At 38.6% G+C, this 13026-nt stretch carries 12 protein-coding genes; 6 read left to right on the top strand and 6 right to left on the bottom strand.

Annotated features, from left to right (window positions below; genetic code table 11):
* Positions 1-69: 69 nt before the first annotated feature.
* Positions 70-450 (bottom strand): hypothetical protein, encoded by a 381-nt coding sequence (locus FJR37_RS16355; RefSeq protein WP_027403515.1) that lies wholly within the window; start codon positions 448-450, stop codon positions 70-72.
* A gap of 46 nt (positions 451-496) precedes the next feature.
* Positions 497-2194: an AarF/ABC1/UbiB kinase family protein gene (locus FJR37_RS16350; RefSeq protein WP_168466543.1), complete on the bottom strand. Its 1698-nt coding sequence runs from the start codon at positions 2192-2194 to the stop codon at positions 497-499.
* 418 nt (positions 2195-2612) lie between these two features.
* Here FJR37_RS16350 and FJR37_RS16345 point away from each other — a divergent pair, with 418 nt between their 5' ends.
* From FJR37_RS16345 to FJR37_RS16325, 5 genes are all read left to right on the top strand, one after another.
* A complete protein-coding gene (locus FJR37_RS16345; RefSeq protein ID WP_039205040.1) occupies positions 2613-3035 on the top strand; it encodes a putative toxin-antitoxin system toxin component, PIN family in 423 nt (140 codons plus the stop codon).
* 7 nt (positions 3036-3042) lie between these two features.
* On the top strand, positions 3043-3315 hold the full coding sequence (locus tag FJR37_RS16340; RefSeq protein ID WP_052150102.1) for a toxin-antitoxin system HicB family antitoxin: 273 nt from the start codon (positions 3043-3045) through the stop codon (positions 3313-3315).
* A 620-nt stretch (positions 3316-3935) separates the two neighbouring features.
* Positions 3936-5534 carry a 2,3-bisphosphoglycerate-independent phosphoglycerate mutase gene (gene gpmI / locus FJR37_RS16335; RefSeq protein WP_039205041.1) on the top strand — a complete coding sequence of 533 codons (1599 nt, stop codon included), beginning with the start codon at positions 3936-3938 and terminating at the stop codon, positions 5532-5534.
* 553 nt (positions 5535-6087) lie between these two features.
* Entirely contained in the window at positions 6088-6321 is a 234-nt protein-coding gene (gene secG / locus FJR37_RS16330; protein WP_027403518.1) for a preprotein translocase subunit SecG, read from the top strand.
* A 12-nt stretch (positions 6322-6333) separates the two neighbouring features.
* Entirely contained in the window at positions 6334-7113 is a 780-nt protein-coding gene (locus tag FJR37_RS16325) for a peptidase (RefSeq protein ID WP_168466542.1), read from the top strand.
* A 75-nt stretch (positions 7114-7188) separates the two neighbouring features.
* Here FJR37_RS16325 and FJR37_RS16320 read toward each other — a convergent pair whose 3' ends face one another.
* From FJR37_RS16320 to FJR37_RS16310, 3 genes are all read right to left on the bottom strand, one after another.
* Entirely contained in the window at positions 7189-8364 is a 1176-nt protein-coding gene (locus tag FJR37_RS16320; RefSeq protein ID WP_168466541.1) for a D-alanyl-alanine synthetase, read from the bottom strand.
* Complete coding sequence (locus FJR37_RS16315) at positions 8357-9361, bottom strand: DMT family transporter (protein ID WP_168466540.1); 1005 nt, start codon at positions 9359-9361, stop codon at positions 8357-8359. The genes FJR37_RS16320 and FJR37_RS16315 overlap by 8 nt, the downstream gene beginning before the upstream one ends.
* A 267-nt stretch (positions 9362-9628) precedes the next feature.
* Positions 9629-10597, bottom strand: a complete 969-nt coding sequence (locus tag FJR37_RS16310; RefSeq protein ID WP_039205045.1) for an orange carotenoid protein N-terminal domain-containing protein — start codon at positions 10595-10597, stop codon at positions 9629-9631.
* Positions 10598-10806: 209 nt separating this feature from the next.
* Between FJR37_RS16310 and FJR37_RS16305 the strand changes: the two genes are divergently transcribed.
* Entirely contained in the window at positions 10807-12525 is a 1719-nt protein-coding gene (locus FJR37_RS16305) for a WD40 repeat domain-containing serine/threonine-protein kinase (RefSeq protein ID WP_168466539.1), read from the top strand.
* A gap of 99 nt (positions 12526-12624) precedes the next feature.
* On the opposite strand, the gene FJR37_RS16300 is transcribed toward FJR37_RS16305, so the two are convergent.
* Positions 12625-12924, bottom strand: a complete 300-nt coding sequence (locus FJR37_RS16300) for a 30S ribosomal protein PSRP-3 (RefSeq protein WP_015079494.1) — start codon at positions 12922-12924, stop codon at positions 12625-12627.
* Positions 12925-13026: the final 102 nt, after the last annotated feature.

Below are 13026 nucleotides of genomic sequence, written 5' to 3'. Positions count from 1 at the left end.
TATCCTGATTCAGACAATATGTTTAATTAATGTAGGGGCGCAGGGACTGCGCCCTCTATTGTCTTATATCTAAGACCAAGAATCTAAATCTAAAGATTGCATTCCTTCCCTTTTAACATAATCGAGTAAACCTCCCAACTGCCGCCAAACAAAGAAGCAAGTTAACAGACTCAATGGTAAACCTATACTTAAAGCCATTCCCGTAGGAAAACCAAATATCTCGAAACCAGAACAAAGAAATAAGCAAGAACCACCAGTAATACCAATAAATGGCACTAACAATTGTTTATAAAAAGAACGGGTATTAGTCTTTTCTTTAGGAGATTTATCTTGTGGCCATTGCTGGACAATTACCTTTAATGTCCCAGATAAAGCTAACCCAGAAGTTAAAGCCGTGAAAAAACCAACTAATAGTAAAAAGTAAGGCGGTTGCAGAGGGTAATAGTACATTCAAACTCCTGGTTGTTATTAAAATTCGTTTTTATTTGGTAACAGATTATTTAGCTAAAATAGCTGCTACACCTTCTTTCGAGAACTCGGTCAAGAGGCTAATGGCGACATTAAGTAAACGATTTGGTGGTAAATCATCCTTGACCAAATCCCACAGACGTTGGACTTCTTCTGTGTGCAAACGGTCATCTTCAGTGATAGCTAAAACCAACTGACGACGGAGAAATTTACCCTCTTCGGAAAGGATGAATTCTAAACCCATTTTCGCCGTTGGTAAAACATCGAAATTGCTATCAGTGCGAGCAATCGTAATCAGATTTTCTAACCTTTGCCACTGAAATTTACCATCTTTGAACAACACATTCAATAGCCGTCGCCGTAATGCTGGAGATTCCCCAGTTAATAACCGCCGAGCGATATAGGGATAACCCACTTCCACAATTTTGAAATTAGGGTTAAGACTGAGGGCAATCCCTTCTTGTGTCACCAAAGAACGAATAATCAAAGCAAACTTTGCTGGCACACGGAAAGGATATTCATACATCAATTCCGAGAACTCATCTGTAATGGTTTTGAAGTTGAAATCTTGGACATTTTTACCAATAGCATTTCCTAATACTGCTTCTAATGCGGGAACAATAGGGGTAATATTAGTATTTGGTGCCAAAAAGCCCAATTTGACAAAATCTGCCGCTAAATCAGCGTAATCCTTATTTACCAAATGTACTAAAGCATCAACTAAACTTTCCTTAGTGGTTTCCTCTAATTGATCCATCATGCCAAAATCAATGTAAGCCATGCGACCATCGGGCATAGCGAACAAATTTCCCGGATGAGGATCGGCATGAAAAAAACCATGCTCTAATAGTTGTTGTAACCCAGTAGTTACACCTATTTGAATGATAGCTTCTGGATCTAAACCGACAGATTGAATATTCTCAGTATCTGTGAGTTTAAAGCCGTTGATCCATTCTAGGGTTAAAACATGAGTGCTGGTATAATTCCAGTAAATACAGGGAATTTTTACCTGGGGGTCATCACGGAAGTTATGGGCAAATTTTTCCGCATTGCTACCTTCATTGATGTAATCAATTTCCTCAAATAGCTTTGTGCCAAACTCGTCCACAATTAAAGTTAAATCGTGACCGAGATTCAGGGGTAGCCAGGGAGCAAGCCAACTGGCAACCCAACGCATGAGATACAGGTCTTTTATCAGTAACGGGCGGAGGTTAGGGCGTTGTACTTTGACTGCCACTTCCTCGCCACTGAGTAACCGACCCCGGTAGACTTGACCCAAACTAGCTGCTGCTACGGGTTGAGGGGAAAGTTCCCGAAAGATTTCGCCAATTGAGCGATTTAATTCTGTTTCAATAATCTGATATGCCAGATCATTATCAAAAGGTGGTAACTGGTCTTGTAACTTGATTAGTTCTGCTAAGAAGTCTTTGCGGATTAAGTCGGGACGAGTCGAGAGGGCTTGACCGACTTTAATAAATGTCGGACCCAGATTGGTGAGTAGGGTTCGCAACTGGGTAGCGCGTTTCCCCTGATTTTCCTCCACCTGGTCAAGGCATTCGTCCCATTTGAGACTGAATATAAATCCGGCAAAAGACCAGATTATTCTCAGTAGTCGTCCCCAGGCTAACCAAGGACGGTAACGAAAGTAACGAGCGATCGCTCCGCTCGCCCAGGGCAGTGCCTCTGGATTATACTGCTTTAATTCATCAGATTGATACTGACCCACGCCTTTATTTGCCTCTTCAACTGGGAATTTTACATCGTCGCTTTGATCCTGAATGCTAACTTAGTTGTTGGCACTGGAAAATGGTACTTTTTAGTTTAGAAAGAAACTTTAACCGGATCTAGGCGCAATAGGTGAAGAAATAAGCCTATCTAGCTAGATTTATTTATCTTTTTCTTAATTATACTTTATAAAAGTACAAACTTTTTGTGTGTATTTAGGGTATTTTATATTTTCTTAATGACTCATGCAAATTCGTGATCTTAGGCATTTGCATGATAATCTTACAGAACAAGGCGATCGGGAAGCGCTGCTGCAAGTAGATCGCTCTGCCTTTAATCTAAAATAGTACGAAAGCAAAAAAACTCAGTACGAAGACCAATATTTTCTCTAATGACAGCATATATGCTATCATAGCCACATGGCGATTAAAATTGTGGTAGATACAAGCGTTTTTATTAGTGCGCTCATTGGATCAAAAGGTTCTAGTCGGGAACTAATTCGACGCTGTTTGAAAGGAGAATATCAGCCTTTGATGGGAAATGCTTTATTTTTAGAGTATGAATCAGTCATGCAGCGAGAAGAAATTATCAGCCAATGTTCTCTAACTAACACAGAAATTTATACTTTACTTGCATCATTTATAAATGTCAGTCAATGGATATCAATTTACTACTTATGGCGACCTAATTTAAAAGATGAAGCTGACAACCATTTAATTGAATTAGCGGTTGCTGGTAATGCTCAAATTATTGTCACCAAAAATGTTAAAGACTTCCAAAATGCTGAACTCGTATTTCCTAACTTATCAATATTAAGACCGGAAGAAATTATTAGGAGTTAAACAAAAAATGGCTACTTTAACTATTCGCTTACCCAACGAAAAACACATCCGATTAAAAGAACTGGCGCAAACTAGAGGTATAAGTGTAAATAAACTCATTGAAGAACTTTCTACTATAGCTCTAGCTGAATTTGATGCCTGTACTCGATTTAAAGCAATGGCTGTAACGGGAAACCCAGAAGCAGGTTTAAGAATACTGGATAAACTTGATAATCTTACAGAACAAGGCGATCGGGAAGCGCTGCTGCAAGCAGATCGCTCTGCCCTTAATCTAAAATAGGCAATGAAGGGCGGGGAAACCCCGCTGACAGGTGTAGGTTTTTTACATTCTGGTGAGGGCAAGACTTGGCCGACAAGGTGGACAAGGTGACAAGGGAGGAAAACCCTACAGGATTATGTTTTTTGGCAACAATAAGTAATTGGACAAAAATATTTACAGTCATTGCGAGCGAAGGGAAGCAATCACAACCCTTTGGAATTGCTTCATTTCACTTGATTCCATATGGCTAACGCCACGCTGCGCTAACGCAATAACATTGTGTAATTAATTCTGTCTCACTACTTAACACACCGTTAAAAGACTATTGTGCGTATAAAATCTTCCTTGTCTACGTTCCCTCCAAGTCTTCCCAGTCTTGCCTTCACAGACAATATTAAAAACCTACCCTTGTGAGGGTTTCCCCGCCCCTACTGGCTTGGGGATAAAAAACTGTACCTTATAACGGATTGATCTAAAACTATAAAAATTAAATGGCATTTCGCCACAGTCGTCTCAAATATTTGGTATCAGTAGGTTAACAAAATTTGGAATTTAAGATTTTTTCCTACTGAATTTAACTTCCATAATTGGTTAGCAATGGTATCATTCGAGTATTACAAAAAGTAAAGGGCGATTTTACTATGACCAAAGCACCTGTTGCTCCTGTGGTGCTAGTCATTCTAGATGGATGGGGCTACTGTGAGGAAACGCGAGGAAACGCGATTGCCGCTGCCAAAACTCCGATTATGGACAGTTTATGGGCAGTCTATCCCCACACCCTCATTCGCACATCAGGAAAAGCCGTAGGGTTGCCAGAAGGTCAAATGGGCAACTCGGAAGTTGGTCATTTGAACATTGGCGCTGGTCGAGTCGTACCCCAAGAATTGGTACGGATCTCAGATGCTGTAGAAGACGGTTCTTTAGCCGCAAACCCAGCCCTTGTCAAAATTTGCCAGGAAGTCCGTTCTGCTAATGGCAAGTTACATCTAGTGGGGCTTTGTTCTGATGGGGGGGTGCATTCCCATATCACCCATCTATTTGGATTACTTGACTTAGCTAAGGAACAGCAACTTTCACAAGTTTGTATTCACGCCATTACTGACGGTCGTGACACCAAACCGACAGATGCTATCAAAGTCATCCAGCAGTTGGAAGACTATATAGATCATGTTGGCATCGGTGAAATCACTACTATTAGTGGTCGTTTTTATGCAATGGATCGTGATAACCGTTGGGATCGAGTTCAACACGCCTACGATGTAATAACAACAGATAATGCGGGCAATGGACTCACGGCTGTAGAGGTATTGCAAGCAGCTTACGCGAAAGGTGTAACCGATGAGTTTGTTCTCCCAGTCCGGTTGCAACCGGGCGCGGTAGAATCTGGTGATGGGGTAATATTTTTCAATTTCCGCCCCGACCGCGCTAGAGAACTAACTCAAGCCTTTGTTAGTCAAACTTTTAACGGTTTTGAAAGACAGCCAATTCAACCACTTTCTTTTGTAACTTTTACCCAGTATGATCCAGAATTGCCAGTTTCTGTGGCTTTCGCACCGCAAAATCTGAGTAATATTCTGGGTGAAGTTATCGCTAATCGCGGGTTAAAACAGTTTAGAACGGCTGAAACTGAAAAATACGCTCATGTTACTTATTTCTTTAATGGGGGACTAGAAGATCCCTGTGAGGGGGAAGATCGGGAATTAGTCAGTAGTCCAATGGTGAATACTTATGATCAAACCCCGGCGATGTCAGCACAAGCTGTGACAGATGTGGCGATCGCTGCCATCAGAAAGGGTATCTATTCCCTAGTTGTAATGAACTATGCTAACCCAGACATGGTAGGGCATACAGGACAAATTCCAGCGACAGTCACAGCTATTGAAGCAGTAGATAAATGTTTAGGTCGTCTAATTGATGCTATTGGTAAAGCAGGTGGTACAGCAATTATTACTGCTGATCATGGCAATGCTGAGTATATGCTAGATGAAGGCGGTCATCCTTGGACAGCCCATACTACTAACCCAGTTCCTTTAATTTTGGTAGAAGGCGAAAAAGCCAAAATACCCGGATATGGAACAAATGTGGAATTAAGAAATGATGGCAAATTAGCCGATATTGCCCCGACTATTCTGGATATTTTACAAATATCCCAACCACAAGAAATGACAGGGCGATCATTACTTAAAGCCGCAGAATATGATTTACAACTAACTCGTACTCCTGTGCAAATAGGGTTGTAAAATCGTAAAATGGTAGGGTAAAGCAAGAGCTTCATTGGTGTCAACTTAACGTAAAACCCACAGCCCGACTGGGAATGATAGCGTAGCGTGGCGTTAGCCATATTCCCAGTCTAATAGCAAAAGTCATCTTTTGATGACTGAATAACCGGAAAATTTTTAAATTCTTTAGTAAACTTCAGTTTACTTTGGCTATGAGACCGGAACTTACAGCGATTTCCAATCTTATGAGGTACATCTTAGCCCCCTCATCGCTTGCGGGGAGGGGTTGGGGGTGGGGTTCTTGTTCCAGGTTTGATGACAATTTGCTGTAAGTAAAACCTTTAATCCGCCTGGGAATGAATTCCCAGTCTCATAGCGAAAGTCATCTTTTGATGACTAAGGAAACCAAAAATTCTTTAGTAAACTTCAGTTTACTTTGGCTATGAGACCGGAACTTAAGTTCCAGGCGGGTTTGGAAGCTAAACAAATAAGCTATTTGTAGCCTAAGTTGACACCAATGAGCATTGCTAAATCCCTCCAAAATTGATAACTTTTGATAACCAACATTTCTAATATGGCAATTACTAACATTATTCAAGGCATTTGGGCATTTTCTGCTCTCAGTTTGATTATTCTCGTTTTGTTACATAGTCCTAAAGGTGATGGCATTGGGGCTATTGGTGGACAAGCACAATTATTTAGCAGTACCAAAAGTGCCGAAAATACTTTAAATCGAGTTACTTGGGCATTAGTTGTAGTTTTTATGGGTTTAACTGTGGTTTTAAGTGCTAATTGGTTGCCCAAATAATTGAAACTGAAAATGGGAAAAATCACCCAAAATCAAAACTTTTGGCGAAGATTAATAGTTCGACTTCGCTCACTACAAGCAGCAGTTCTGACTTTAGCAATAAGTACAGGACTGCTGGTTGTTTTGACTAACTTTCAAGTAAATGCTGGTGTGAGGGAACAGGAAAGAAACTCCCAATTTATCCAAAAAAACTATCCTTTACCACCGACTCTGGCACAATGGCAAGATAAAACGAATAGTGGAGATTATTTTGATCAAATTAAATCTACGAAAGTTGGTTATTTAATTTGGTCACGGTTTCCGGTGAAAGTGAAGATAGAAACACCAACTGATATTAATGAAAAACAATCGCAAATATGGGTTAATAGTGTTTCTCAAGCAGTTCAAGAATGGAGTATTTATTTACCTTTGCAGATAGTGGAAAAATCGGCTATTGCTGATATTACAATCTCTCGCAAAGCACCACCCTTACAACGTGAACCTAATGGTAAGATACTGCGATCGCGTTCGGCTTTAACGACTTTTGATTTATATACTGAAAAGAATATTTTATCTCACCGGTTTACGATTCTGCTGAGTCCTAGTCAAACTGGTGATTATGTACTATCAGCAGCACGTCATGAACTTGGTCATGCTTTAGGTATCTGGGGTCATAGTCTTCTAGAAACTGATACGATGTATTTTTCTCAAGTTCGCAAACCGCCGTTGATTTCTGTCAGAGATGTGAATACTTTGAAACGGGTTTATGAACAATCTACAAATTTGGGTTGGTCTGTCTTGGAGAAAAATTGAATTTTTATAACCCAGAGGCAGAATAGAACTTTTTTCCAATCATTAACCATTGCCGATTTTGGACAAACTACGAGTTTAATTGATCATCTCATCTATATGCTTAATATTTGCCCGATGATAAGTTAACAAATAGTCTAGACGATCACTTAGCAAACTTAAAATGATATCTTCGTAAGTCATGCCGTATTCATTTAACCCTTGCACTACTAAACTAGTTATATTATCAGTGGGTTGCTTTAGGTCTGGCTTAGGATTGGCTTCTAGTACATGAAGTACACCATTTTCATCATGCCTCAAATCAATTCTTACTAAAGTATTGAGATGAAAATCTTGATAAATCTTCTGGGCAATTGCAATTAAGTTTTGCTTCAATTCTTGTTCTTCATCGTTAAGTAAGCGAATTCTTTCTATGGTAATTGCTTTCTTATCCATTGATGTAAAAATATATTCTCCATGCTCTAAAAAACGTTCGATTGTAGAAAAAGCAAAAGGTTTATTCTGCCGATAAAACGTCTGATTCCCATGAGTAATATAACCACATACAGAAACGCAAAATTCACGCCCTGAACAATAAGTTTCAATTAAAGCAGTATCATGGGTGATTTTATGGAGATTCGTCACTGCTTCGGATAAACCATCAATAGTTTCTACATAATGAATATTTAATGAGGCACGACCAGACACAGGTTTAACAATAAATGGACCGTTATATTCCTTAAAAGTTTTAGCAAAGCGTTCATCAAGGTGAGGATTAAAAATTCCCTGGGCAGGATGCCAAGTAATAAATGGGGCTGTCTTAATTCCAAGCGCTTGAAGTTCCAGTTTAAAGATATGTTTTTGATCCAGTTTAGAACTATTTAAAGGGTTATGTCCTATATAGGGAATTCCCAGCATTTCTAAAAGTGCAGGTGTGTGACATATTTGGTTATATCCCTGAACACCACCAGTATTGAGCCATGCAATATGAATATTCTCTCGTTTGAGTTTTTGTGGAAGCGTCATATCATCTGCCATAACAAAAACATGATGAAATCCGATTTTCACTAGTGCATTAGCGATATCTTGGGCTACGGGTTCATAGGTTTTTGTTGAGCGGGGATTATGAGTTTTGTAGATAACTGAACCTTCTTTGCTGCTGTTGCCTCCATGAATTACAGCAATCCGTAATTTTGGATATAATTGGTTTAAGGAATGTCTTAAAAAACTGGAATCCCAATCGAGATCTATCTTGGTGGACAGATGATTAATCATTGACTTCGTTTGTTTTGACTGTAGTTTGATTTGGTTTAGCTAAGTATATACCGATTAAAATAACACAAAATGCCAACCAATTTAATAAACTTAACTGTTCAGAAAAAATAACCCAAGCTATAATCGCCGTGATTGCTGGTTCAAACAAAAGAGTTGTAGCCACAAAACCAGGAGATAGTTGGTTAAGAGATTGTGCTACAAGTCCTTGTCCTAAAACTTGGCAAACAAGGGATAGGGAAATTACCGCTAACCAACCTGAATATGAATGAGGAAAAACTTGCTGTTCAGTTAAAAATACAATGGGTAAGGTGAACACTGTTCCTATAAAACAGCGCCACAGAAGAATAGTGGAAGAAGACAATCTAGCCCGAAGTTGTTTGACAATTAAAATATAAATACTATAGAATACAGCAGCGAATAAAGCCGCTACATCACCAGTTATGTTGTTAATAGAATAGGAGAAGTCTGTAATACTAATAGTAATTACTCCTACTAAGGCGATCGCCATTCCAATTAAAAATGTGATGTCAAATGATTGTTTTAAGAATAACCATCCAAATAAAGTGGTAAAAACTGGAGTCAGATTTCTTAGTAATGTAGAGTTAGCAACACTAGTTTGTGTTAGTGACCACGCCCATAAAATAACAGAGATAGATGAAACTATACCCATCAAAAGTATAAGTCCTAAATTCTGTTGCCAACTAGAATTATGAGAATCAACTGCTGTGATATTTGAATCTTTTAATCGGTGAAATTGTATTTGTTTAAAACTATTCCAAACTCCAAAACAGATTGTAGCTATCCACATACGATTAAAAATCGTAGCATTAGAACCAAGTTCTACCTCGCTCAATCTAATAAAGATAGCAGCCAGAGATAGAGCGAATAATGCAATAAATAGTGACAGGATTGCCGCTGTTATCGGTAATTGTCTTTCCTCTTTAATAACTGTTTTTTCTAGCTTGACCTCATTAGATAAATTTTCTGTATGTGTCATATTCTAATGATGAACTATAGCGGTTCTTGGCTGAGTGAAATACAATAACCCCACCCCCAACCCCCTCCCCGCAAGCAAGGAGGGGGCTTATGATGTATCTCATTCAAGTGCATACCGCTATAGGATTTTTTTTGATTACTTAATCTTACCTTGGTGGATGTCTAATAAGTATCAAATTTCATGGTCGGTGTCAATACCTTTCACTTGATTATTGCGAGGCTGTAGAAATTACCAGTAAATTTGATTTTCGACAGCCTCATGATTTGATTACACTCGACGTAGGTTCATGAGTTCTTGAGGAGATGCAAGCATATCAATGGCTACGAAGAAGATTTTTCCATCGGGATTGATTAAAAACCGCCAGGAAATGTTCATTCCAACTGTGACACCAAACCAAGGAGTTTGTACTACTCCTGTGACTTTCAGTTGTTTAGAACCGTCTGGTTGAACTTCGCAGATACCTTGTTGTGGCATCATGTTTAGTCCTTGTGCTTCTTCGCGCATATATTTAGCGATCGCTTCCCGGCCAATAATTGGCTTTTGGAATGGTGGTTGTAGCGCACCGTCGGTAGTGAATAGTGCGATCGCATCATCAAATTTATCTGCATTCATGGCTTCAATGTAGCCTAAGACCGCAGGTTCTGTAATACCGTCAATTTTAACGGAGGAAATAACTGGACTTGTCCGTTGGAAAGCAGGTTCTGTAGCTGCTTTAGGATAACTGCTAGGACCAAGATCAGAAGTATCAAATCCCATATCTACTACGGTATTCCGCAATACGGTTATTTGCTGACCTTGATCAAGTTTTTGTGTGGCTTCTAATACAAATTTTACACCGGGAGACATTTGATAACCAACGGGGACAGGAGTGATGATTCCCTGTTTCATCAATTCTCCTAACTCGAACCAGAAAGCGAGTTTGGTGTTGACGCTAAAGAAACCATAGGAACGGCTAATAGGAGTATCAGCACGGCTGGCTAAATCCCGCATGACTTTTGTTTGATCTTCACGAGACATTTGCTTAATTTGGGTAAGCAAACTTTCTGCTAGTTGCAAGCGGGCTACTCCAGGTGCGGCGGGAGTAATAGTTTTACCCATTTCAGTATAAGCATACCAAAGATAAGCTAATTGATCATCAACGTTAAGTTGATCAAATAACGCTATTGTTGCGGGAATAGGACTAGGAAGTTGAGTATTAGAAAAAATAGTTTGAGCGGACTGGATAGTTAAAGCCACAATCGGAATCTCCAAGATTATGTGTTAATTAGTCGCTATGAAGACATCAGCTAAAAATGTTTATGATGAACTTATGTCTTATGGAAAATAATGTAATGAAAATCTTAATTTTTGTAAATAATAGAAATTACGAATTGACAAAATAGGCAATTAATGGTAAAGAATTTATTTTCACGCAGAGGCGCAGAGAGGAATTTAGGAGCTAAATTGTGTTGATTAATGAAGGTTATCGTTTAATTAGACCCATTAGTAAGGGGGGATTTTATCAGACTTTTTTGGCTGTAGATGAAAGTCAATTTCCGCCAATTCCTTGTGTTGTTTATCAAGTTTCATCTCAATATCAATCGCTGGAAATTTTTCAATTTCAGGTACAGACATTAATGGAATTAGGTAAACATCCACAAATTCCTACTTTAATCACACATTTTACAGAAAATAAATATTACTATTTAATTCAAGAATTTATTGATGGTGATAATTTAGCTAGTTTATTAGCCAAACAAGGTGTTTTTCATGAAACTCAGATTTGGCAGATTTTAAAAAGCTTATTACCAGTGATCAGGTTTATTCATGATCATCAAGTTATTCATGGAAATATTCAACCAGAAAATATTATTTTGCGGACTAAAAATCAAAGTCGAGATTTATTAGATGATTTGGTTTTAGGAGATTTTGCGAATATGAAGTTTGCCAATATTAATAAAGATAAAGATAATTTAGTTGGTAGTCCAGAATATATTTCCCCAGAACAAGCACAAGGTAAAGCAGTTTTCGCAAGTGATCTTTATAGTTTAGGTGTAACTTGTATTTATTTACTTACTCAAATTTCTCCTTTTGAACTATTTGATATGACTAATAATAGCTGGGTATGGCGAGATTATCTCACTGATCAAATTAGTGAACATTTAGGACAAACCCTTGATAAATTGGTAAAATATAATTTACAAGAACGTTGGCAATCAGCAGATCAACTTATCTATAATTTGGGTATCAAAGATAATTATTTGCCTTTATCATCTCTAAATAAAAGTCATTTATGGCAACTTGCTGATACTCTGGAAAATCAAATTAACAGTTCTATTAATACTGTGGCATTAAGTCATGATGGCAAAATATTAGCTAGTGGTGAAGATAATAAAAATATTAAATTATGGAATTTAAGCAATCAGCAATTAATGGGGAACTTTCCCGGACATAGTCAATCTATAACAGCAGTCATTTTTAATGATAATGATACAGTTTTAGCTACGGCTAGTAATGATCAAACTATCAATTTGTGGGATGTGAAGACATTAACAAAAATTCATAGTTTGACTGGACATTCTCATGCTGTTAAATCCCTAGCATTTCATCCTTGTGGGCAAATTTTAGCTAGTGGCAGTTGGGATAAAACTATTAAAATCTGGGATGTAAATACAGGTTTAGCACTGAATACTTTAACGGGGCATAAATTACAAGTAAATGCTGTAGCTTTTAGTCCCCAAGGACAGCTTTTAGCTAGTGCTAGTTATGATCGCACAGTTCGGGTCTGGAAATTAGAAGACGGAAAATTTAACTTATTAACAACTCTTTTTGGTCATACTTGGGCAGTTTTGACAGTGGCTTTTAGTCCCACTCATCCTAATTTGTTGGCGACTGGTAGCGGTGATAATACAATTAAATTATGGGATGTTAGCACTGGTGAATTAATTAGCACACTTTCAGGTCATTCTTGGTCAGTGGTGGCTGTAGTTTTTAGTGCTGATGGAGAAACGCTGATTAGTGGCAGTTGGGATAAAACCGTGAAAATTTGGCAAATCAGCACAAAATCAGAAATTGCTAGTCTTGTCGGTCATGCAGACTCGGTATCTAGCGTTGTTATGAGGGATGATGGGGGATTGATTATCAGTGGTAGTAAGGACAAGACAATCAAATTGTGGCGAACATGATGGGGACTGGGGACTGGGGACTGGTGACAGGTGATAATTTGACTTAATTACCCATGACCAATCACCAATTACCCACTACCAATTACCAATTTAAAACAATCAGGCGCTACCTGTGAAGGCAACCTCTGGAAATTTCAACTGTGCTTCTGCCATTGGGCGTTTTCTGCCTTCTTCTTGCCAGTAGTTAATCACTTCTGTGGCTTTGTTAAGCAACTCTACCCGGTCAACATCTGTGATCCAGTGTTTGGATTCTAACTCTTTTTTTAGCTCTTCCCAGGCATCATTTCTGGGCCAAAAAAAGTATTTGGTTAAGGGACTAGAACCTTTACCGACAACCTGATCTACTGCTAGGGCGACGTTTTCGTCTAACCAGAGAATTTTCAAAATGAACTTGGTCAATTACACCTCCGGGGAATATCCGGGTTTTACTTACTAAGTTTGCGACCCCTTATTTTAACTCAATCTTTGAATAATTGACCATTTGTGGTGGCAATTAGTTTT

The sequence above is a fragment of the Aphanizomenon sp. UHCC 0183 genome (genome assembly GCF_009712065.1).
GTDB classification, from domain to species: Bacteria; Cyanobacteriota; Cyanobacteriia; order Cyanobacteriales; family Nostocaceae; genus Dolichospermum; species Dolichospermum heterosporum.
The sequence above is the reverse complement of the archived record's forward strand: the minus strand, read 5'-3'. Positions and strand labels throughout refer to the sequence as shown.